The sequence below is a fragment of the Glycomyces sp. NPDC021274 genome (assembly GCF_040641195.1).
Lineage (GTDB): Bacteria > Actinomycetota > Actinomycetes > Mycobacteriales > Micromonosporaceae > Glycomyces.
Genome location: NZ_JBFADC010000004.1, coordinates 218,761 through 239,629, shown reverse-complemented (window position 1 = coordinate 239,629; position 20,869 = coordinate 218,761). Strand labels below are relative to the sequence as shown.

The following is a 20,869-nucleotide window of genomic DNA, read 5'->3' as shown; positions in this document are numbered from 1 at the left end:
GTTTTGCGAATTGCTCCGGGAAGAGCCGCGGGGGCGCCGACGCCCGCGGATCATGTTGTCACTGAACGGGTTGCACTGACCACGCTAGCGGAGATCCACCTGGTGGTGGGTCCCGCAGGCTTACGTCTCTGTTACGTTCAGTCATCGCGGGCGGCCAAATGTCCTTTTTGTTCGATAAGGAATTCACCGCAGGTCGTGCGTATCCGATTGAATCGGGCAAGTCGCGGTGACAATGCGGCGGGAAAGAAGTCGAATTGCCGACAGTAAGACCCACTCGATCGGGGGATGACGGTGGAGTAACTTTCGCGGACTCCGATGCGAATATGAAGAGATTCGTTCTTATGCCGGTTATACGAAGGGTCTTTACAAGGACGGGAATCTGTGGAAATATCGAAATGATTCGATCGCGCCCTCGTCCTCGAGGGTGCTCGTGAAGGAGACGACGATGTCAGCAAGCAAGCGGCTGGGCGCCCTCGCCGCCGCGACCGCCCTCGCGACCACGGCCATCGGCCTCGCCGCCCCGGCCCCCGCCACGGCCGCGCCCGTGACGTTCGACAACGGCCAGACCATCACCGACACCTCCGGTAATCTCATGCACGCCCACGGCGGCGGCATGCTCAAGGTCGGCAGCACCTACTACCTGGTCGGCGAGCAGCGCAACGGCTACCTCTTCGACCAGGTCAGCATGTACTCCTCCACCGACCTCGTGAACTGGACGTTCGAGAACGACATCCTCAGCGCCGAGTCCGACCCCGACCTCTCCCCGGCCAACATCGAGCGGCCCAAGGTCATCTACAACGCCGCCACGGACAAGTACGTCCTCTGGGCCCACAAGGAGAACGGCGTCGACTACGGCGACGCCGAAGTGGCCGTGGCCGTCTCGGACACCGTCGACGGCGACTACGCCTACCAGGGCTCCTTCCGGCCCGCCGGATACGACTCCCGCGACATGACCCTCTTCGTCGACACCGACGGCACCGGCTACCTCATCTCCGCCGCCGACGTGAACTACGACCTCAACGTCTACCGCCTCACCCCCGACTACCTCGCCATCGACGAGCTCGTCCACGTCTTCGACGGCTACCACCGCGAGGCCCCGGCCGTGTTCCAGCGCAACGGGGTCTACTTCCTGGTGACCTCCGGCGCCACCGGCTGGAACGCCAACCAGACCCAGTACGCCACCACCACGAACTTCCCCGAAGGCGCCTGGTCCGGCTGGGCCAACGCCGGGAACTCCACCACCTACGGCTCCCAGCCGACCTTCGTCACCACCGTGCAGGGCACCGCCGGCACCAGCTACCTCTACATGGGCGACCGCTGGGGCCCCCAATGGGGCGGCAAGCCCATGGACAGCGAGTACGTCTGGCTCCCCATCAGTTTCCCGAGCAACACCAGCATGACGCTGACCTGGTACTCGACCCTCAACATCGACGCCGCCGCGGGCACCGTCCAAGGCGTCGTCGGCACCGAGGACGGCAGGCCGTACGGCACCAAGTTCGTCAACGCCGCCTCCGGCCGCTGCATCGACGTGCCCAGCGGCTCGAGCACCGACGGCACCAGGCTCATCCAGTACGACTGCTGGAACGGCGCGCCCCAGGCCTTCACCTTCGACCCGGTCTACCCCGGCTCCAAGGTCGGATCGGTCGCGAACACCGCCACCGGCAAATGCTGGGACGTGCTCGACGAGGCCACCGCCAGCGGCGCCCCCGTCGGCCAGTGGGGCTGCTGGGCCGGCGGCAACCAGCGCTTCTCCCTGCGCGCCTCCGCCAACGGCAACTACGCCATCGTCGCCCAGCACTCCGGGCTCTGCCTCCAGGCCGCCTCGAACGCGAACAACGCGGCGATCGTCCAGAGCACCTGCACCGGCGCCGCCAACCAGCAGTGGGACGTGACCGCCCTCTAGCCGCCATATACAAGGACCGCCGCCGACGTCCTGCGCTGCGTCGGCGGCGGTCCTGCTGTGTCCCCGGCCTCAGCCCGACCCCGCCGTTCGTCGATGCACCCCTGACCAGGCATAATCGAGAGGTTGCGCCTCGGCGTGACTTCACCGGCTCTCGAAGTCGGACGCCCCGGGCCGAAGGCCCGCAAAGGGGCACAGTATGCGAGTCGGCCCGGTTCCGGGCCGGCGTTGAGCGAACGAAAGGAATCAGTCTCGTGGCTGATCAACAGCAAGCGGCCGGCAGCCGTGACGGCGCCGCCGGCGGCGGCGACCGCCGCGGCGGCGGTCGTGGCGCCGGAGGCGGACGCGGTGGCCGTGACGGCGGTCGCGGTCGCGACCGCGCCGAGAAGTCCCCGCACGTCGAGCGCGTAGTCACCATCAACCGCGTCGCCAAGGTCGTCAAGGGCGGCCGGCGCTTCGCCTTCACCGCCCTCGTGGTGGTCGGCGACGGCAACGGCAACGTCGGTGTCGGCTACGGCAAGGCCAAGGAAGTCCCCGCGGCCATCGCCAAGGGCGTCGAGGAGGCCAAGAAGAACTTCTTCACGGTCCCCCGCATCGGCGGCACCATCCCGCACGAGGTCTTCGGTGAAGACGCGGCCGGCAAGGTGCTCCTGAAGCCCGCCTCCTCGGGTACCGGTGTCATCGCGGGCGGTCCCGTGCGCGCCGTGCTCGAATGCGCCGGTATTCACGACATTCTGTCGAAGTCCCTGGGCTCCTCGAACGCGATCAACATCGTCCACGCGACGGTGGCCGCGCTCAAGGCCCTCGAGTCCCCGGAGGCCGTCGCGGCCCGCCGTGGCATGGCGCTCGAGGACATCGCTCCTCAGGGCCTGCTGCGCGCCCGCGCCGAGGCCGCCGCGGCCGCGAAGGCGTAGGGGTATCGACATGGCACGTTTGAAGATCACCCAGCACAAGTCGGTCATCGGTGAGAAGCCGAAGGCCCGTGCGACCATCCAGACGCTCGGCCTGCGCAAGATCGGCCAGACCGTCTACAAAGAGGACCTTCCGCAGTACCGCGGCATGGTCCACCGTGTCCGCCACCTGGTCGACGTCGAGGAGGTTGAGTAGTCATGGCTATTCGCATTCATGACCTGCAGCCGGCCCCCGGCGCCAAGAAGGCCAAGACCCGCGTCGGTCGCGGTGAGGGCTCGAAGGGCAAGACCGCCGGCCGCGGCACCAAGGGCACCAAGGCCCGCAAGACCGTGCCGGCCGGGTTCGAGGGCGGCCAGCAGCCGCTCCAGATCCGCCTGCCGAAGCTCAAGGGCTTCAAGCCGCACAACAAGCTCGTCTACACCGTGGTCAACCTCGACCGCCTCGCGGAGCTCTTCCCCGAGGGCGGCCAGGTCGGCCCCGAGCAGCTGATCGAGGTGGGCGTCCTCAACAAGAAGGAGCTCATCAAGGTCCTCGGCTCGGGCGAGCTCGAAGGCGTCAAGCTGGACGTGAAGGCCCACGCCTTCTCCTCCTCCGCCTTCACCAAGATCACCGCCGCCGGTGGCACCGCCACCGTGGTGGACAAGAAGACCGGCGAGGCCCTGGGCGAGTAATCGCCGGCCGATTTTCGGCTCGCAAGCTTCGCCAAGGCAGGGACTTCCCTGTTCGAACAAGAGATCTGCGGAACGGGTCGGAGGAAACTCCGGCCCGTTTCGTCGTGATGAATGCCGAATACTCTGCGTCCGAATGCGCCTGCTAGGCTCCCATGGCGAGGACCACCGTCTGCCTCGGGCGTGTGACGCTCTCGCTACGAACTACACACGCCCACTGGTAACGAAAGGTGTTGCCCCGCAACACCATGGGCCCCGCCAGGGGGTCTTGTTCAGGAGGAACCGCATTGCTCTCCGCCTTCATCAGCGCGTTTCGGACCCCCGATCTGCGCAAGAAGATCCTGTTCACCTTGATGATCATCGGTCTGTATCGTCTGGGTGCGCAGGTGCCGAGTCCCGGTGTGGACTACGCGGCAGTGCAGTCCTGCCTGAACGTGCGGCCCGACGACACCGCCGGCGTCTTCGGGCTCCTGAACCTGTTCACCGGTGGAGCGCTCCTCCAGCTCTCGGTCTTCGCGCTCGGCGTCATGCCGTACATCACCGCGTCGATCATCATGCAGCTGCTGACGGTCGTGATCCCCAGGCTCGAGCAACTCCGTAAGGAGGGCCAGCCCGGCCAGGTCAAGATCACCCAGTACACGCGCTACCTGACGCTGGGCCTCGCCCTGCTCCAGGCCGCCAGCTACATCGCGCTGGCGCGATCGGGCGTGCTGTTCCAGACCCAGTGCCCGGACGACATCCTGCCGGACCTCTCGCAGACCGACGCGGCCATCCCGTACTGGATGACGATCGTGGCCGTCGTGGCCGTCATGGTCGCGGGCACCGCGATCATCATGTGGTTCGGCGAGCAGATCACCGAGCGCGGCATCGGCAACGGCATGAGCCTGCTGATCTTCGCCTCGATCGCGGCGCAGATGCCGGGCCAGTTCTGGTCCCTGCAGAAGTCCGAGGGCTGGTTCATGTTCAGCGTGATCATCGGGCTGTGCATCGTGATCATGGTGGCGGTCATCTTCATCGAGCAGTCGCAGCGGCGCATCCCGGTGCAGTACGCCAAGAAGATGGTCGGCCGCCGGATGTACGGCGGCACCTCGACCTACATCCCGCTCAAGGTCAACCAGGCCGGCGTCGTGCCCGTCATCTTCGGCTCCTCGCTGCTGTACATCCCGACGCTGTTCCGCCAGCTCAACCAGAACAGCGACTCGTCGTGGGTGCAGTTCATCGACCGGTACCTGCTCAACCAGGGCTCGTGGGTCTACATCTCGCTGTACGCGCTCCTGATCATCTTCTTCACCTACTTCTACGTCTCGATCACCTTCAAGGTGGACGACGTCGCCGAGAACATGAAGAAGGCCGGCGGGTTCATCCCCGGCGTGCGCCCCGGCAAGCCCACCGCGACCTACTTGCAGCGAGTCCTGTCACGCCTGACCTTCCCGGGCTCGCTGTATCTGGCGATCATCGCTATCCTTCCCAATCTGGCCATCATCGCTTTCGGTAACCAGGAGCTGTTCGCGACATTCGCGTTCGGCGGTACCTCGGTGCTGATCATGGTGGGCGTCGGCCTGGAATCGGTCAAGCAGATCGAGTCCCAGCTGATGCAGCGCCACTACGAAGGCTTCCTCCGCTGACGCAGGAACATCTTCATAGGCACCACACGGGAGGAACAATTGTGCGACTGGTACTCGTAGGCCCGCCCGGGGCCGGCAAGGGCACCCAGGCGGAGATCATCGCCGAGCGGCTCGGCGTCCCCAAGATCTCCACCGGCGACATCTTCCGGGCCAACGTCTCCGGCGGCACGCCGCTGGGGCTGAAGGCCAAGGAGTACATGGACGCCGGGAACCTCGTGCCCGACGAGGTCACCAACGAGATGGTGGCCGACCGGCTGGCCGAGGACGACGCCAAGGGCGGCTTCCTGCTCGACGGCTACCCCCGCAACACCGAGCAGGCCAAGGTCCTCGACCGGGTCCTCGAAGCGGCGGGCGCGACCCTCGACCTGGCCCTGGAGCTGGTCGCGAGCGACGACGAGGTCGTGCGCCGCCTGTCCGGGCGCCGCGTCTCGAAGTCGACCGGCAAGGTCTACCACCTGGAGTTCGACCCGCCCGCGGATCCCGACTCCGACGACCTGTACCAGCGCAGCGACGACCGTCCCGAGACGATCAAGAACCGCCTCAAGGTCTACGCGGAGCAGACCGCGCCGCTCGTGGGCTACTACGAGGACCAGGGCAAGCTCGTGCGGATCGACGCGATCGGCGAGGTCGCCGAGGTGACCGAGCGCGCGCTGACCGCCATCGGCGCCGCGGCGTAGCCCCGTGTTCCGCCGTCGCCAGCAGATCCAGTACAAGACGCCTGAGCAGATCCGGAAGATGCGCAAGGCCGGCCTCGTCGTCGCCGAGGTCCACCAGGCCATGCGCGAATCGGCCGGGCCGGGCGTGACGACGGCGGAACTCGACCGCATCGCCGAGCACGTCATCCGCGACTGCGGTGGCGTGCCGTCCTTCAAGGGCTACGACATCGGCAACGGGCCCTACCCGGGCTCGATCTGCTCGTCGGTGAACGAGCAGGTCGTGCACGCGATCCCCTCGGAGGACGCGGTCCTCAAGGAGGGCGACCTCCTGTCGGTCGACGTCGGCGCGATCGTCGACGGCTGGCACGGGGACGCGGCGATCACCATCGAGATCGGCCAGGTCGCGCCCGAACTCACCGCCCTGCGCGAGGCCTGCGAGGCCGCCATGTGGGCCGGGATCCAGGCCGCGGCGACCGCGAAGCGGCTCGGCGGGATCTCCCACGCCATCGAGGAGTCGGTGGACCGCTCGGGCGAGTACGGCATCGTGACCGGCTTCGGCGGGCACGGCATCGGCACCGAGATGCACCAGGACCCGCACATCCTCAACTACGGCCGCCCCAGCGAGGGCCCGAAGCTGCGCCCGGGCATGGCCCTGGCGATCGAACCGATGATCACCCTCGGCTCGGAGGAGACCGCGGAGCTCGCGGACGGCTGGACGATCGTGACCGACGACGGCTCCATCGCGGCGCACGTCGAGCACACCATCGCGCTCTGCGAGGACGGCGTCTGGGTCCTCACGGCCCCTGACGGCGGCGTCGAACAACTGGGCGACGCGGTCGCGAGCGCGGCTCGCGCCGAATAGGACCCCGATGCCATAATTGGCAGCGTGACGGAAGACCACGGCAAGCTGCGCATCTCGAACGCCGACCGCGAACTGGCGATCGCGCAGCTGCAGGCCGCGCTCGACGAAGGCCGCATCGACCTCGTCGAGTTCGACGAGCGCGCCAAGACCGCTTACGAGGCCAAGACCAATGCCGAGCTCGACCTCATCTTCGACGACCTCCCCGGCGGCCGCCCGAAGGAGGGCGAGGTCGTCCCGGCCGGGCCCGCCGCCGTGAACGCCAAGGCCGAACGCGCGCCCCGCGGCAACTGGCTCCACGAGGTCCCCGCGCTCCGGGCCCTGATCCTCGTCGGCGGCATCTGCACCCTGATCTGGCTGGCCGGCGCGGTCTCCTCCGGGGAGTTCGGCGGCTTCTGGCCGATCTGGCCGATCATGGGCCTCTCCATCGCCACGTTCGTGCAGCTGGTCAACCGCGGCCGCTGGGGCGATGACGCCGATGACGAAGACGACGACGAAGACGACGGACCCCGGCGCCGGCGCCGCGGCCACGACTGGCACTGACCACCCCCCCGCCCCCAAGGAGCCCAACGAATGTCCTCCCTCGAACGCTTCGGCGGCGACCGCGAGCTGCGGGTCGGCAACGCCGAACGCGCCTCCTTGACCGAGCTCCTGCGTTCCGCCGTGGACCAGGGCTACATCGACCTCGAGGAGTACGAGAAGCGCGTCGACCTCCTCATGGCGGCGAAGACCGTCGGTGAGACCGAGGTCGTCCTGCAGGACCTGCCGTCCTACCAGCGCGTGCTGCAGGCCCAGGCCGACGCGCACGTGCCCGAGAAGCTCCACACCCCCGAATGGATCAAGTGGCTGTGGGCGGGCGTGACGATCCCGATCGGCATCGTCACCGGCGTCTGGGGGTTCGTGTACTTCCTGTCGGGCAGCCATCAGTACTTCTGGCCGCTCTGGGTCGTGATCCCGCTGGGCGTCGTGGCGTCGGTGCTGACCGTGGCCGAGCGGACGATCATCCGCCCGAGCGAGGAGCGCAAGCGCCTGGAGCGCTTGCGCCGCAAGCGGAACCAGAACTGATCCCAGGACGGGATGAACGAAAGAGCCTCGCGGCGCTGCCGCGAGGCTCTTTGCATTGGGGTGACCGACGGGGCTTGAACCCGCGACCTCCTGGACCACAACCAGGTGCTCTACCAGCTGAGCTACGACCACCAAGACCGGTTCCGCGGGAAAAACCCGGGACCGGCGACAATCATAGCCAAGCTTCCCGTGTTCGTGTCAACGGGGTTCGGTGTCGGCCGTCTCAGTGGCGGCCCGGGTGATGCTCGCGGACGCGGCCTTGGCCTCGTCGCTGCTCGGCCCGGGCAGCGGCACGAACAGGGTGCGCCGGTAGTACTCGAGCTCCTGCACGCTCTCGAGGATGTCGGCGAGCGCGCGGTGGGCGAGGCCCTTGGGCGGCTGGTTGTAGTAGACGCGCGGGTACCAGCGCCGGGCGAGCTCCTTGATGGAGGAGACGTCGATCATCCGGTAGTGCAGGTGGTCGTCCAGGCGCGGCATGTACTTGGTGATGAAGGTGCGGTCCGTGGCGATCGAGTTGCCGCACAGCGGGGCGGTGCGCGCTTCGGGCACGTGCTGCTTGATGTACTCCAGGACCGTGTCCTCGGCCTCCTGCAAGGAGATCGGCGAGGCCCGCACCTCATCGGTGAGTCCGGACTTGGCGTGCATGTCGGCGACGAACGCGCCCATGTTCTCCAGTACCGACTCGTCGCAGGCGATGACGAGGTCGAGTCCGGTGTCCAAAGGGGTGAGGTCGGGCTCCGTGACGAGTACGGCGATCTCGATGAGGGCTTCGGTCTCCGGGTCGAGGCCGGTCATTTCGCAGTCGACCCACACTAGGCGTTCTTCAGTCACCGGGCCAACTCTACGCGCAAGGTGCACGGAAGGTGATCTACGAGGCACGCTGCCGGAAGCGGCCCGCGAGGGCCTCGGGAGGGCGCAGACTGAGAAGAACGAGAGGTGTTCGGAATCGGACATCAACGCCTGAGAAAGGTGTTGCTTGTCACCGCTACCGTCCGCTATGGTGCGGGTATCAGAGCGTCGCCGCCTTTGCGGCCCGGATCGCAGTGATTAGGGCCGCAATAAGATGATCTCTCAACTTTTTCAAGGTAGGGCGCGTGTACCCCTAGAGATTGAAGGTCTGCGATGAAGCAGGCTGGAGACGATACCGTGACCAGGACTCGGGTCATCAGGCCTCTGCCGAGGTGAGGTGATCTCCATCTCAGAGACATCATGAGCGCGACGCGCCCCCGTCTCAGAGAAGGAAGCCGTGAACCGAGCTTAGCCGATGAAAACGGGTACCCGAAACGGTGCGAAGGCCTTAGGGCCACTGATTCGCATCGATTCCGTAACCGTGGCGCATCGAACACCGGGGCACGGAATTCCACGCAACGAAGCGGTCGTTGTAACTGGTACACCGTTTACGCGGTGTCGGGGGACGAGGAAGCTGGAGGAGACCTTGAGCGTGGAGCAAACGACAACACCCACCCTCACCACCGAAGAGGTCGCTGAGGAACGAGACCTTGTGGGTGTCTACCTGCATGAGATCTCGAAGACGCCGCTGCTTGACGCCGCCGCCGAGGTCGACTTGGCGAAGGCTGTCGAAGCCGGTCTGTTCGCGAAGCACCTGCTCGGCGAGGGGGAGACCTTCGGCGACGCCACCGAGAAGGACCTGAAGCGCCTGGTCGAGGACGGGGCGAAGGCGAAGGAGCAGTTCATCAAGGCGAACCTGCGGTTGGTCGTCTCGATCGCCCGCCGCTACGTCCGCTCCGGGATGCCGATGCTCGACCTGATCCAGGAGGGCAACACGGGCCTGGTCCGCGCCGTCGAGAAATTCGACTACCAGCGCGGCTTCAAGTTCTCGACCTACGCCACGTGGTGGATCCGTCAGGCCATCAGCCGGGCGATCGCCCAGCAGGAGCGCACCGTGCGCCTGCCGGTGCACCTGGTCGAGGACGTCAACCGGATGCGCAATGTGACCCGCCAGCTCACCCGTGAGCTCGGCGGCGATCCCGAACCCGAGCAGGTGGCCGCCGCACTCGGCGTCACCGTCGAACGGGTCAGGGAGCTCATCCGCTGGAGCCAGGACACCGTCTCGCTGGACACGCCGATCGGCGACGACGGCGACACCAACCTCGGCGACCTGGTCGCCGACTCCGACGAGCCCAGCCCCGAGGACGTCGTCCTCGCCGGCATGGAACGCCAGCGGATCGAGATGATGCTCAATCACCTCGACGAGCGCTCGGCGGGGATCGTCAAGGCCCGCTACGGGCTCGAGGACGGCCGCGAGCACTCGCTCACGGAGGTCGCGCACCGGTTCCACCTGTCGCGCGAGCGCATCCGCCAACTCGAGATCCAGGCGCTGGCCCGTCTCAAGGAACTGGCCAACGACCAGGTCATGGCCGAGGCGGCTTGACTGCGCAAGCGTTAGGGCCGCGTAAGCACTAGAACGAATAGCGGGAGGGCCGGGGCGGGAGCCCCGGCCCTCCCGTCGTATCCGGAGCGTGTCGGCAGCGGGGCGGCGCAGGGCCGCGCTGTATGCGGTCGTGGAGCCGGTCGGCACGCCGAATGAGTCCCGCAGCGCAGGTGAACGCGAGCGTGGCCCGTCCCCACCGGGGACGGGCCACGCTCGTTCATGCGTTCCGGGGTCAGACCCGGCGGTACCCGTCGATGGACATGCCCATGTCGAGGTCCGAGATCTTCACGACGTCGCCCGGCTTGGGCGCGTGGATGACCTCGCCGCCGCCGATGTACATGGCGACGTGGTTCTGGCCGTTGTAGAAGACCAGGTCGCCCGGCTGCAGGTCGTCGCGGTCGATCGCGCTGGTCTCGTCCCACATGGCCCACGTCGAGTGGGTCAGCGAGATGTCCGAGACGCCGTAGGCGCCCGCGATGAGGCCCGAGCAGTCCCAGGTGTCGGGGCCGGCGGCGCCGAACACGTACGACTCGCCGAGCTGGTCCTTCGCGAACTGGACGGCCGCGGTGGCGGCGTCGGCGCTGTAGGACGCAGTCGCGTTCGAATCCGACCCGGAGTCCGAGTCGGCGGTCGCCTCGCTGGACGCGGCGGCCTCGGCTGCAGCGGCGGCTGCCGCTGCGGCTTCGGCGGCCTCGGCTTCGTCGCGGGCCTGCTCGGCCTCGTCGATCTGCTTGTCGAGGGCGGCGATCTCCTGGTGCTCGGCCCTGATGCCGGCGGTGAGCTCCGTGGCGGACTCGGAGGCGTCCTGCGCCTCCTCGTACTTGTCGGACTGCTCCTGCGCGTAGGCCACCAGGGTGGAGACCTTCGCGTCGAGGTCGTCCTCGGCGGATTCGACAGCGGCGGTGACGACGGTGAGCTGCGCGTTGGAGGTGCCGTACTCGGCGGCGGCGGCGTCGATGACGGCCTGGGCCGCGTCGAGCTGGGCCTGGAGGGCCTCGAGGTCGGCGGCGGCGGCGTCGCGCTGGGTCTCGAGATCGGTGAGGTGGTCCTCGATCTCGGCGGCGGACGCGGAGGTGTAGTCGATGTCGGCCGCGTCGGCGTGCGTGCCGGAGAAGGCGGTCACGAGCCCGACGGTGGCGATGGTGACCCCCGTGTAGGCGGCGACGCGGCGAAGGATGGCGCTGGTTCGGGAACGTTGTTCGGTTTCAGAGCAGGCGTGAGCCACAAGGTGGCCTTTCTTCCTCGGCCGCCTACCGGGTTAGCTGTCGGGTTCGGGCAGGGAAGAGCGCCCTACCCGCTGCGGCTGCGCTGCAGCGGGATTCACCCCGTGCGCCATCAACTGGGGGTGTGGCGCGGCTGGGTCCCCGGCCCGCGCATCGGTGTTTCGCCCGGAACCGGGAGGAACGGACGTCATGCGAGCGCGGCTCGGCGGTCCGGACGGGTGGGTCTCTGGGGGAGCCCTGAGGACCCGACCGGAAGGCGCCGACGCTAACGCATGGTGACCCGAGTCGCCAAGTCCTCTGTGAGTCGCTCCACAGTCCAGTAACGGACAGTGAGGACGGGTGGGGAGACAGGGCCACTATCCAGCGGGTTTATTGCCCGAACGGCCGAGGCGGCGATAGTACGGGTGGCGACGGGCGTGGCGGCGGCGCGCAGTAGTGAAGAAACCTCGCGTGCTCAGTCGCCCCCGAGACCATGGTGACCGGTGCGTACGACATCGGTTCGCGATCGGGTTCGCTCGCGGCTCAGAAGCTGCGGAGCGAGCGCGGGGGCGGCGGGGACTGGATCGCGGTCGCGTCAGTGGCCGGGGGAGCGCCGGCGATGTACTCCTTCAGCTCGGTGCCCTCGAGCACCCGGCACGGGAAGGCCGCGCCGGCGCAGCGGCGCCGCAGCGCCGCGATCGGCAGCTCCACGCCGGCCGCCACCGCGACCACGTTCCCGAACCGGCGGCCCCGCAGCACTGCGGGCTCGGCCATGATCGCGACGTGCGGCCACACCGCGTACATCGCCGCGAGCGCCGGCTTGAGGAACTGCATCTGGCCGCCGTCGCACAGGTTCACTGCGTAGTGCCCGCCCGCGCGCAGCACCCGCCGTGCCGCTTGCAGGAACTCGGTGCTCGTGACGTGCGCGGGCACCCGGGCCCCGGCGTACACGTCCGTGACGATGAGCTCGTAGCTCGCGTCGGGCGCGGCCTCGACCGCTTCGCGCGCGTCCGTGTGCCGGATCTTCACCTTCACGCCGCGCGGCAGCGGCGCCTCGGCCCGTACGAGCGCGACCAGCTCCTCGTTCGTCTCGACCGCCTGCTGGTACGACCCGGGCCGGGTGGCGGCCACGTACCGCGCCATCGCGAGCCCGCCCGCACCCAGGTGCAGGACCCGCAGCGGCTGCTTCGGCTCGGCCATCGCGTCGACGAGGTACGCGATCCGCTGCATGTACTCGGCGTCCAGATAGGACGGATCGTCGAGGTCGACCGTGGCCTGCACGACGCCGTCGGCGACCAGGTGCAGCAGGTTCGGGCGGCCGGGATCGCGGTCGATGCGCAGAGCGGGCCGTTCGGCCTCGGACGGTTTCACGGACCCAATTGTGCCCGAGAACGAACCCTAGGGCCCCTGCCCGGCCTGGGTCCTGGCCGAGGCCGCCACGTGCGCGATGCGCCGCAGCGCCGCGAACATCGTCTCGCCCAGCACCGTCGCCACCACCGCCTGCTCCACGTTCACGCCCTCGATCCGGGTCGCCTCCGCGATCGCCTCCATGTCGGCCGACGCCAGCGCCGCCGCCGCGTCCGCGTAGTGCCCCAGCACCTCCTGCGGATCGGGGTTTCCCAAGCGGTAGAACGCGCTCAGTGCGGTGACCAGCGCATCGCGGTAGTTCGGCGGGGCCACCTCGGCCCAGCCGTACTCGTGCAGCAGCTGGTCCACGGTGCGCTCGGCCGCATCGTGGGTGCCCTCGCTCGCGAGCGAGAACTTCGGGTCCCGGTGGGTCGCCGCGAGGGTCGCACCGAGGGCCTGGAACGCCGACTCAGGGTGGCGCCCAAGCACAGTCAAGACCTCGCCGATCTGCGCAACCGAGAGCCCGGCGGTCTCGGAGAGGGCGCGGATGAGCGTCAGCCGGTGCACGTGGGCCGGACCGTACTCGACGGTGTTGCCCTCGCCGTGCTCCCCGGCCTGGAGCAGGTGCTCCCGCAGGTAGTACTTGATGGTGGCGGCCGGAACGCCCGTCCGCTCCGACAGCTCCCCGATGCGCATACGAGGGAGTCTATGACGGAAAGCGCGCCCGCGTTACCGTTGAGCCGGGCATGAACCCCCGCCTTGGATCACCCGACCTGGAAAGGCGACGGTCAATGACGGACCGGCACCGCCCGCTCGTCGCCCGCCGCACACGACCGACCGCTCGCTACGCTCGCTTCCCCGAACCGGAATGGCCGCGCCATGACTGATCTTCTCCGTTCCGCACTCCTCGAAGAGCTGCGCGAGATCGCCGCGCTTCCCGTGCCGGCCTTCGACCCGGACCTCGCCGACGACTACGCCGAGACGGGCCGCCGCCTGCCGTTCGAGAACCAGTACTTCGCCCGCCGCCGCCACCTCGCCGCTCTTGCGCTGGTCGGCGACGGCGCCGTCCTCTCCGCCCTCATCGCCGACATCTGCGACGAGCGCTCCTGGGCCCTGCCGGCCCACTGGGACGACGGCGACCCGGCCGTCTGCGTCGACCTCTTCGCCTGCGAGACCGCGGGGGCCCTCGCCGAGATCCTGCGCCTGCGCGACGACGTGAAGGACCCCGAGCGCGTCGAAGCCGAGATCCGCCGCCGCGTCCTCGACCCGTTCTTCGACTCCGAGGACCCGTTCTGGTGGGAGGAGCGCTTCTCCAACTGGACCGCCGTCTGCGCCGGCGCCGCCGGGATGGCCGCCCTCGCACTCGGCTACGACACCGACGTCATCCGCGGCCGCGTCCTGCCCGCCCTCCAGGCCTACATCTTCTCCTTCGGGCCCGACGGCGGCTGCGTCGAAGGCATCGACTACTGGGTCTACGGCTTCGGCTACTTCACCTACTTCGCCGAGGCCTGGCGCGACGCCACGGACGAGGACCTCCTCGCCGGGACCGAGGCCATCGCCTCCTTCCCCGCGCACGTCCAGCTCTACCCGCGGTCCTTCGCGACCTTCGGCGACGCCCAGGACAACCCCTCGCTCCCGCCCGGGCTCCTCTCCCGGCTCGCCGACCGGCTCGGCGTCCCGCTCCCCGCGATCGAGCACGCGCCCGCCTTCGCCGACGACTACTGCGCCCGCTGGGCCCACCTCACCCGCACCCTCGAATGGGGACGCGAGCTCGGCGGCGAGATCGCGGCCGGCCGCAAGCTCCTCGCCGACGTCGGCTGGTACGTCGAACGCCGCCAGATCGGCCGCCGCATGTGGTCGCTCGCGGTCAAGGGCGGCTACAACATGGAACCGCACAACCACCTCGACCTCGGCTCGTTCATCATCGCCGCGGACGGCGAGCAGCTGCTCTGCGACCCCGGCGCCGGCGAGTACACCGCCGCGTACTTCGGCGACGAACGCTACGAGCAGGTCCACCCCGCCGCCGCCTGGCACTCCGTGCCCACCGTCGAAGGCGCCGAGCAGCAGGTCGGCGAGGACTCCCGCGCCGAACTCGTCTACACCGACGACGGCGTCGACGCCTACATCGACGCGTACGGCGACGGCGCGCTCCTGCGCAAGTTCACCTGGACCGCGAACGGCATCGAGCTCTTCGACGCCGGACCCGAACTCGTCGAGTCCTTCGTCAGCCGCATCAAACCCGAGACCGAGGGCGACCGCGCCACCTGGATCGGCGAGCGCGGCACCCTCGTCCTCCACGGCGTCGACCCGGACACCGTGCGCATCGAGGACGTCGAGACCAGCACCCACCTAGGGCAGCCCGACCGCCTATGGGCGCTCCGTTTCGACTTCACCGGCAGCCTCCGCTTCGAGCTGCTCTAGGAGCCCGTCCGCCTTGAGGCGCTGGCGGGCGGCGGCGATGGCCTCGCTGGTGTGCTCGAACAGCCGCCCCTGCTGCCAGAGCGGCTCCAGGACGCCCAGGGCCGCAAGCGGTTTGGCGTGCACCGGTTCGAGGCCGGAGAGGTAGACCGCTATGCCGCGGTGCTCCAGGCGCTTGATCGCGTCCGCGAGCACCGTCGCCCCCGAGGCGTCCATCGTGGACACCCGGCTCATGCGCAGCACCACCACCCGCACGTCGGCGACGTCCAAGAGCTGCAGCAGGAACCGGTGCGCCGCCGCGAAGAACAGCGGTCCCTCCAACCGGTACGCCACGATGTGCTCGTGGAGCAGCGCCGCCTCCTCGTCGTGGTGGTCGGCGGGCTCGATCGGCTCCTCCTCGACCGACACCGACCGCGAGATCCGCCCCAGCGCCAGCAGCCCGGCGAGCGCGATGCCCACCGCCACGGCCCACACCAGGTTGAACAGCACCGTGGCCGCGAGCGTCAGCCACATGACGGCCGCGTCCGCGCGAGTCGACCGCGCCAGCGCCAGCATCGAACCGACCTCGATCATCCGGATCGAGGTCGCGATGAGCACGCCCGCGAGCGCCGCGAGCGGCACGTGCGCCACCAGCGGCGCGAGCGCGAGCATCATGAGCGCCAGCACGACCGCGTGCGTCAGCGACGCGAGCCGCCCGGCCGCCCCCGACCGGACGTTCACCGCCGTGCGCGCCAGCGCGCCCGACGACGGCATCCCGCCGAAGAACGGCGTCACCAGGTTCGCCACCCCCTGGCCGAACAGCTCCCGGTCCGGGTTGTGGTGCTGGTCCACGGTCATGTTGTCCGCCACCGTCGCCGACAAGAGCGACTCGAGCGCGCACAGGGCGCAGATCGCGACGGCCGCCGCCACCAGCTCGGGCATCTCCGCGAACTCGAGGAAGTCCGCCTCCGGGGCGGGGATCGTGCGCGGCAGCGCCCCGATGACCGACACGTCGGCCGCGGCCCACCAGGTGGCGACCGTGGCGACGACGACCGCGAGCAGCGGCGTCGGGATCTGCGAGTGCAGGCGCGAGCCGAGCAGGATCGCGGCGGCCACGCCGAGCGCGACCGCGGGCGGGGCCCAGTTCGGGTCGGCCACGAAGACGCTCACCGATTCCCAAGCGCCGCTGAGGATATGCGCGTTCTGCGCGGGCAGCCCGAGCGCGGGCGGCAGCTGCTGGATCGCGATCACGATCGCGACGCCGGCGGTGAACCCCTCGACCACGGGCACCGGCACGTAGCGCGCGTAGCGGCCCGCGCCGGTGAGCGCGAGGGCGACGAGCATGAGCCCGGCCATGATGCCCACGAGCATCACGCCCGCATGGCTGTGCGTGGCCGCGAGCGGCACCAGGACCACGGCCATGGTGCCCGTGGGGCCGGTGACCTGCAGGTTCGAGCCGCCCAGCAGCGCGGCGATCATCCCCGCGAGGATCGAGGTGATGAGCCCGGCGAACGCGCCGAGGCCCGAGGCGATCCCGAAGCCGAGCGCCAGCGGCAGCGCGACGACCGCGACGGTGAGGCCCGCGAGGAGGTCGGTGTGCCAGTGGCGGCCGAGGTGGAGGTAGTCGGACCGTTCGGGAAACAGCTGTCGGAAGCGTCGGCGTTTCGTGGCAGTTGTCTCTCGTATCGTGGTCATGCGCTGATTGTCCCGGATCGGTTGATCTGCAAGGACTTACGAGCGCGGCCGGGCGAGTCGCCCGACCCGGCCCGCCACCTGATCCGAGGCCCCGCGCTGCCGTTCCGCGCCTTCGCTTCCTGCCGTAGGATCGCCACCGTGCGTGCGAAGGGTGTTGAGGCGGCGATCCGCGTCGGCGGCGCGGTGATCGTCACCGCCGCGGCCGTGCTCGCGGCCGTCCTCGAATCCTTCCTCGTGCCGTACTACCTCGGCGGGATCGCGGTCCCGCTCGCCGGCGCGATCGCGTTCTTCGCGAACTGGCGCCTCGCGGCGCTGGCCGTGTACTGGACCGGCGGCCGCTGGTCCGTCCTGCTCACCGCTCTCGCCTGGTTCGCAGTGGTGCTCGCCGCCTCCACCCCCACGGAGGCGGGCTCGCTGGTGATCACCAGCGGCTTCAACGGCTACATGCTGCTCCTGGCGGGGACCGCCGGGATCGCCCTCTCGCTGTGGCAGTATTTTCGACCCAGGCCGAACGCCAAGGCCCGAACCGTCGACGGCCCCCCGGTCGCCGCGCAGGCCACCCCCACCGCTACGAAGGAGTCCCGACCGTGACCCTCCTCAGCCGCCTCCTGATGCCGCACTGGCCCTCGATCTACGGCTTCGCCCTCGGCCTGATCGTCGCCAACCTGGCCGGCCGGTTCGCCTCCACGAAGTGGAGCGAGGGCACCGCGGTCGGCGACCTCGTGGGCGTCTTCACGTTCGGTGCGATGGCCGCCGTCGCCATCGCGGCCGGGATCTGGTGGGGCGTGCGCCGCCGCCGCCAGGAGATCACGGGCGAGCTCCTGCCGATCTTCGTGGCCGCCACGCTGTTCACCGTCCTGGTGAACCCGGTGATCGCCCGCGTCGACTACCCGTCGCTCGACGGGGTCTTCTCGCAGACCCTCATCTACTTCGCGCTGCTGGCCCTCTCGGGCTGGGTCGGCTACCTCATCGTGATGGCGCTCGGCGTCGACATGTACGGCCGCGAGCTCAAGGCCACCCGGATCGCCTGGGAGCGCAAGGCGAACCCGAAGGCCGCCTAGCGCGGACCCCGGTACCGGTACCGGTAGCGCTCGGTGTAGCCGAGCCGCTCGTACATCGCGATCGCGGCCTCGTTGTCGGCCTCGACCTGGAGCGCGGCCCGCCGCGCTCCGCATCCGTGCCCCCACGCCTCCAGCGCGCGCAGGATCTCGGTGCCGAGGCCCTGCCTGCGGAACGCGGGCAATGTGCCGATGTTCGTGATCGCCACGAGGTCCCCGGCGATCGCGCCCCGGCCCCGGGCGGCGAGCTCGCCGCCGCGCCAGACCTCCGCGTAGCCCCGGCCCGGTCCCGACCCGAAGATCCGCGCCGCGACCGCCGGGGCCCCGCGCCCGACCTGCTCCAGCAGTGCCGCGCCCGGCGCGTCGACCACCACGGCCTCGCCGTCGTATGCCGCGCCTTCGAGCCGCTTCACCATCACCGCGGTGTCGCCTTCGGCCTCCCAGCCGCGCGCCGCCAGCTCCTCGTCGAGCCGCTTCGCGACGCCCCCGGGCAGCGCGACGAGGGGCCGTGCCCCGCGCGCCTCGTACCAGGCGCCGACCTCTGCGAGCGCCGCGTCCGTGCCTCCCGGGGGCGCGGTGAGCGCCAGCACCGAGTTCGCGCGCCGCGAGAAGCCCTGCGCGTACCGCAGCAGCCAGCCGCCGAGGTCGGCGGTCTCGAGTGCGGGCCAGGTGGCGGCGAGGAGCCGCTCCAGTTCGAGGATCTCGGAGAACGGTGTCGGCTTGGGCGGGATGGCCCGGGCCGCGACGACCGCGGACGCGTCGATCGTGACGGCCGCCCCGGAATGCGCCACACTGTCGGGCAGCACGCGCCAGAACGCCGGGCCCATCTCGATAAGCTCACCCGTGACATCCGTGAACCGGCGACCCGGTTCGGGGTTGGCCAACCTGATCCGTACCGCCACTCGCCGACCGACATGCTCTGGTCCCAGCATCTGGCGCACCCCCTGCCTTCGGGTCTATACATGGAAATAGGCTTTAGGCTCATCTCAGCGCAGTCCGCCCGATTGCGCGCTGTAGGAAGGACGACTCGTGACTTACGTAATCGCCGAGCCGTGCGTGGACCTCCTCGACAAGGCCTGCATTGAAGAATGCCCTGTCGACTGCATCTACGAAGGCAACCGTAAGCTCTACATCCACCCTGACGAGTGCGTCGACTGCGGTGCATGCGAGCCGGTGTGCCCGGTCGAGGCGATCTTCTACGAGGACGACGTCCCCGAGGAGTGGGCCCCGTACACGAAGGCCGAAGTCGACTTCTTCGACGAGCTGGGCAGCCCCGGCGGCGCCTCCAAGGTCGGCAAGATCGACAGCGACGTCCCGTTCGTGGTCGCGCTGCCCGCGAAAGAGGAGTAGCCGCGATGGCGCTGCGCCGTCTTCACAGCGCCTCCCCGGCCAGGCGGCTGCCGCGCTTCCCTTGGGACCGCATGGCCCCGTACCAGGAGCGCGCGGCCGCCCACCCCGGCGGGATGGTCGACCTCACGGTCGGCGCCCCCGTGGACGAGGTGCCCGAGTCGATCCGGCAGGCGCTCATCGACGCATCCGCCCGGCCCGGCTACCCGACGGTGGCCGGCCCGGCGGCGCTCGGCGAGGCGATGCGGTCCTGGCTCCACCGGCACACCGGCGTGGCCGAGGACGTCGCGGTCCTGCCGACCGTGGGCTCCAAGGAACTGGTCGCGAACCTGCCGCTGCAGCTCGGCATCGGCCCCGGCGAAGCCGTGGCCTATCCCGAGATCGCCTACCCCACGTATGAGATCGGCGCGATCCTCGCGAAAGCGGACGCGGTGCCGGTGGCCGACCCGCGCGACGCGGCGGGCTCGCGCGTGCGCCTGGCGTGGATCAACTACCCGACGAACCCGACAGGCGAGGTCGCCTCCGTCGAGCACCTGCGCGACCTGGTCCGCTGGGCGCGCGACAGCGGCGTGGTGCTCGCCAGCGACGAGTGCTACCTGACGCTCGGCTGGGACGACGAGAACCCGCCGGTCTCGATCCTCGACCCGCGCGTGAACGACGGCGACCTCACGGGTCTGCTTGCGGCGCATTCGCTTTCGAAGCGCTCGAACCTGGCCGGGTACCGCTCGGCGTTCCTCGCCGGAGATCCCGCGCTCATCGCGGACCTCCTGGAGATCCGCCGCCACTCCGGTTTCATGGTCCCGTGGGCCGTCCAGCAGGCCACCATCGCGGCCCTGCACGACGAGTCGCACGCGATCGAGCAGCGCGCCCGCTACGAGCACCGGCGCAGCGTCCTCCGCGGCGCGGTCGAGGCCGCCGGGTTCCGCATCGACCACTCGACCGCGGGCCTGTACCTGTGGGCCACGCGCGGCGAGGACTGCTGGGACACCGTGCGGTGGCTCGCCGACCGCGGGATCCTCGCGGCGGCGGGAGAGTTCTACGGCGCCAAGGGAAGCCGGCACGTGCGCCTGTCGCTCACCGCGACCGACGAGGCGATCAACGATGCGGCGCAGCGCTTGAAGTGAGCGCCCGCGCGCCGCGCAGCGGCCGCAGCGGCGGGAATGCGGACACGACGAAGGACCCGCGGCTGGTGGCCGCGGGTCCTTCGCTGTTCTGCTGGTGCGATCCCTACTCGGACTTCGGCAGTGCCGGCTGCTCCACGGGCGCGTCCGGGACCGGCGGCAGCAGGCCCTTGACGACCTCGACGACCTGCTTGCAGACCTCGGTCAGCGCGCCGATGTCGGGCACGGCCGGGGCCCCGGGGTCCGGCAGCGGCAGGCCGGGCAGCTGCTCCGACTCGACCGGAGCCGGAGGCGCCGCGGGCGGCGGCGGCAGCTGGGCGATGAGCCCTTGCAGCTCGGTGAGGCACGCCTGGAGGTCGAGCAGTGCGGTCGGGTCGGGCACGCCCGGCAGTGCGGGCGCCTGCTCGCCTTCCGCGATCAGCGCCTCCGCCTGCGCCCGCACCTGGGCCGGATCGGCCTCCGCAGCGCTCGCCGCCGGCGTGCCCGCGAACATCATGACCGGGACCGCCGCCCCGATGACGAGGGCCTTCCAGGTCTTCTTGGACTGCTTGTCGTGTTCTTCCTTGAACATGGGCTCTGCCATGAGGACTGCTCCCGTTGATCGTCGGCTTTCCCGGTTCGGGCG

Annotated in this window: 22 protein-coding genes, 1 tRNA gene and 1 riboswitch; of the genes, 15 read left to right on the top strand and 8 right to left on the bottom strand. The window is 69.6% G+C overall.

Annotated elements, in window-relative coordinates; all coding sequences use genetic code 11:
• Positions 1-445 precede the first annotated feature (445 nt).
• From AB0I03_RS12015 to AB0I03_RS11975, 9 genes are all read left to right on the top strand, one after another.
• Positions 446-1,903: an RICIN domain-containing protein gene (locus AB0I03_RS12015; protein ID WP_360410579.1), complete on the top strand. Its 1,458-nt coding sequence runs from the start codon at positions 446-448 to the stop codon at positions 1,901-1,903.
• A gap of 251 nt (positions 1,904-2,154) precedes the next feature.
• Positions 2,155-2,814 (top strand): 30S ribosomal protein S5, encoded by a 660-nt coding sequence (rpsE, locus tag AB0I03_RS12010; RefSeq protein WP_309299866.1) that lies wholly within the window; start codon positions 2,155-2,157, stop codon positions 2,812-2,814.
• A gap of 10 nt (positions 2,815-2,824) precedes the next feature.
• Positions 2,825-3,007 (top strand): 50S ribosomal protein L30, encoded by a 183-nt coding sequence (rpmD, locus tag AB0I03_RS12005; RefSeq protein WP_106361906.1) that lies wholly within the window; start codon positions 2,825-2,827, stop codon positions 3,005-3,007.
• 2 nt (positions 3,008-3,009) lie between these two features.
• On the top strand, positions 3,010-3,483 hold the full coding sequence (gene rplO / locus AB0I03_RS12000) for a 50S ribosomal protein L15 (protein ID WP_353895351.1): 474 nt from the start codon (positions 3,010-3,012) through the stop codon (positions 3,481-3,483).
• A gap of 284 nt (positions 3,484-3,767) precedes the next feature.
• Positions 3,768-5,105, top strand: a complete 1,338-nt coding sequence (gene secY / locus AB0I03_RS11995; RefSeq protein WP_360410574.1) for a preprotein translocase subunit SecY — start codon at positions 3,768-3,770, stop codon at positions 5,103-5,105.
• A gap of 41 nt (positions 5,106-5,146) precedes the next feature.
• Complete coding sequence (locus AB0I03_RS11990) at positions 5,147-5,782, top strand: adenylate kinase (protein WP_360410571.1); 636 nt, start codon at positions 5,147-5,149, stop codon at positions 5,780-5,782.
• A gap of 4 nt (positions 5,783-5,786) precedes the next feature.
• Positions 5,787-6,623 (top strand): type I methionyl aminopeptidase, encoded by an 837-nt coding sequence (gene map / locus AB0I03_RS11985; RefSeq protein WP_360410568.1) that lies wholly within the window; start codon positions 5,787-5,789, stop codon positions 6,621-6,623.
• Between the two features lie 24 nt (positions 6,624-6,647).
• On the top strand, positions 6,648-7,163 hold the full coding sequence (locus tag AB0I03_RS11980; protein ID WP_360410565.1) for a DUF1707 domain-containing protein: 516 nt from the start codon (positions 6,648-6,650) through the stop codon (positions 7,161-7,163).
• A gap of 30 nt (positions 7,164-7,193) precedes the next feature.
• Positions 7,194-7,685, top strand: coding sequence for a DUF1707 domain-containing protein (locus AB0I03_RS11975; protein ID WP_360410562.1), 492 nt, complete (start codon positions 7,194-7,196; stop codon positions 7,683-7,685).
• A 56-nt stretch (positions 7,686-7,741) separates the two neighbouring features.
• Here the strand turns inward: AB0I03_RS11975 and AB0I03_RS11970 are convergent.
• Positions 7,742-7,817 (bottom strand) — tRNA-His (locus tag AB0I03_RS11970).
• A gap of 66 nt (positions 7,818-7,883) precedes the next feature.
• Positions 7,884-8,516, bottom strand: a complete 633-nt coding sequence (gene orn, locus AB0I03_RS11965; protein WP_360410559.1) for an oligoribonuclease — start codon at positions 8,514-8,516, stop codon at positions 7,884-7,886.
• A gap of 610 nt (positions 8,517-9,126) precedes the next feature.
• Here orn and AB0I03_RS11960 point away from each other — a divergent pair.
• Positions 9,127-10,077: a sigma-70 family RNA polymerase sigma factor gene (locus AB0I03_RS11960; RefSeq protein ID WP_289955138.1), complete on the top strand. Its 951-nt coding sequence runs from the start codon at positions 9,127-9,129 to the stop codon at positions 10,075-10,077.
• Between the two features lie 232 nt (positions 10,078-10,309).
• On the opposite strand, the gene AB0I03_RS11955 is transcribed toward AB0I03_RS11960, so the two are convergent.
• The 3 genes from AB0I03_RS11955 to AB0I03_RS11945 form a co-directional block, all read right to left on the bottom strand.
• On the bottom strand, positions 10,310-11,200 hold the full coding sequence (locus AB0I03_RS11955) for a C40 family peptidase (protein ID WP_360410556.1): 891 nt from the start codon (positions 11,198-11,200) through the stop codon (positions 10,310-10,312).
• 109 nt (positions 11,201-11,309) lie between these two features.
• Positions 11,310-11,469, bottom strand: a riboswitch (cyclic di-AMP (ydaO/yuaA leader).
• 353 nt (positions 11,470-11,822) lie between these two features.
• Positions 11,823-12,650, bottom strand: a complete 828-nt coding sequence (locus AB0I03_RS11950; protein WP_360410553.1) for a fused MFS/spermidine synthase — start codon at positions 12,648-12,650, stop codon at positions 11,823-11,825.
• A 27-nt stretch (positions 12,651-12,677) separates the two neighbouring features.
• Positions 12,678-13,322, bottom strand: a complete 645-nt coding sequence (locus AB0I03_RS11945) for a MerR family transcriptional regulator (RefSeq protein WP_360410550.1) — start codon at positions 13,320-13,322, stop codon at positions 12,678-12,680.
• 183 nt (positions 13,323-13,505) lie between these two features.
• Between AB0I03_RS11945 and AB0I03_RS11940 the strand changes: the two genes are divergently transcribed.
• A complete protein-coding gene (locus tag AB0I03_RS11940; RefSeq protein WP_360410547.1) occupies positions 13,506-15,047 on the top strand; it encodes a heparinase II/III family protein in 1,542 nt (513 codons plus the stop codon).
• Here the strand turns inward: AB0I03_RS11940 and AB0I03_RS11935 are convergent.
• A complete protein-coding gene (locus AB0I03_RS11935) occupies positions 14,994-16,718 on the bottom strand; it encodes a SulP family inorganic anion transporter (RefSeq protein WP_360410544.1) in 1,725 nt (574 codons plus the stop codon). The genes AB0I03_RS11940 and AB0I03_RS11935 overlap by 54 nt on opposite strands.
• A 138-nt stretch (positions 16,719-16,856) precedes the next feature.
• Here AB0I03_RS11935 and AB0I03_RS11930 point away from each other — a divergent pair, with 138 nt between their 5' ends.
• Positions 16,857-17,309 carry a hypothetical protein gene (locus tag AB0I03_RS11930; RefSeq protein ID WP_360410541.1) on the top strand — a complete coding sequence of 151 codons (453 nt, stop codon included), beginning with the start codon at positions 16,857-16,859 and terminating at the stop codon, positions 17,307-17,309.
• Entirely contained in the window at positions 17,306-17,779 is a 474-nt protein-coding gene (locus AB0I03_RS11925; RefSeq protein ID WP_360410538.1) for a hypothetical protein, read from the top strand. Before AB0I03_RS11930 ends, AB0I03_RS11925 begins: the two co-directional genes overlap by 4 nt.
• Here the strand turns inward: AB0I03_RS11925 and AB0I03_RS11920 are convergent.
• Positions 17,776-18,603, bottom strand: coding sequence for a GNAT family N-acetyltransferase (locus AB0I03_RS11920; RefSeq protein WP_360410535.1), 828 nt, complete (start codon positions 18,601-18,603; stop codon positions 17,776-17,778). The genes AB0I03_RS11925 and AB0I03_RS11920 overlap by 4 nt on opposite strands.
• Positions 18,604-18,805: 202 nt before the next feature.
• Between AB0I03_RS11920 and fdxA the strand changes: the two genes are divergently transcribed.
• Together fdxA and dapC are read left to right on the top strand one after the other, a co-directional pair.
• Positions 18,806-19,126 (top strand): ferredoxin, encoded by a 321-nt coding sequence (gene fdxA / locus AB0I03_RS11915; RefSeq protein WP_289955116.1) that lies wholly within the window; start codon positions 18,806-18,808, stop codon positions 19,124-19,126.
• 5 nt (positions 19,127-19,131) lie between these two features.
• A complete protein-coding gene (gene dapC, locus AB0I03_RS11910; RefSeq protein WP_360410532.1) occupies positions 19,132-20,247 on the top strand; it encodes a succinyldiaminopimelate transaminase in 1,116 nt (371 codons plus the stop codon).
• A 103-nt stretch (positions 20,248-20,350) separates the two neighbouring features.
• Here the strand turns inward: dapC and AB0I03_RS11905 are convergent, their stop codons facing one another.
• Entirely contained in the window at positions 20,351-20,827 is a 477-nt protein-coding gene (locus tag AB0I03_RS11905; RefSeq protein ID WP_360410529.1) for a hypothetical protein, read from the bottom strand.
• Positions 20,828-20,869 lie beyond the last annotated feature (42 nt).

What these genes read in the sequence shown, in the direction of transcription:
- AB0I03_RS12015 (WP_360410579.1), top strand. Translation starts at nt 446, where the DNA reads ATGTCAGCAAGCAAGCGGCTGGGCGCCCTCGCCGCCGCGACCGCCCTC.
- rpmD (WP_106361906.1), top strand. Translation starts at nt 2,825, where the DNA reads ATGGCACGTTTGAAGATCACCCAGCACAAGTCGGTCATCGGTGAGAAG.
- rplO (WP_353895351.1), top strand. Translation starts at nt 3,010, where the DNA reads ATGGCTATTCGCATTCATGACCTGCAGCCGGCCCCCGGCGCCAAGAAG.
- AB0I03_RS11975 (WP_360410562.1), top strand. Translation starts at nt 7,194, where the DNA reads ATGTCCTCCCTCGAACGCTTCGGCGGCGACCGCGAGCTGCGGGTCGGC.
- AB0I03_RS11945 (WP_360410550.1), bottom strand. Translation starts at nt 13,322, where the DNA reads ATGCGCATCGGGGAGCTGTCGGAGCGGACGGGCGTTCCGGCCGCCACC.
- AB0I03_RS11940 (WP_360410547.1), top strand. Translation starts at nt 13,506, where the DNA reads ATGACTGATCTTCTCCGTTCCGCACTCCTCGAAGAGCTGCGCGAGATC.
- AB0I03_RS11935 (WP_360410544.1), bottom strand. Translation starts at nt 16,718, where the DNA reads ATGACCACGATACGAGAGACAACTGCCACGAAACGCCGACGCTTCCGA.
- AB0I03_RS11920 (WP_360410535.1), bottom strand. Translation starts at nt 18,603, where the DNA reads ATGGGCCCGGCGTTCTGGCGCGTGCTGCCCGACAGTGTGGCGCATTCC.
- dapC (WP_360410532.1), top strand. Translation starts at nt 19,132, where the DNA reads ATGGCGCTGCGCCGTCTTCACAGCGCCTCCCCGGCCAGGCGGCTGCCG.
- AB0I03_RS11905 (WP_360410529.1), bottom strand. Translation starts at nt 20,827, where the DNA reads ATGGCAGAGCCCATGTTCAAGGAAGAACACGACAAGCAGTCCAAGAAG.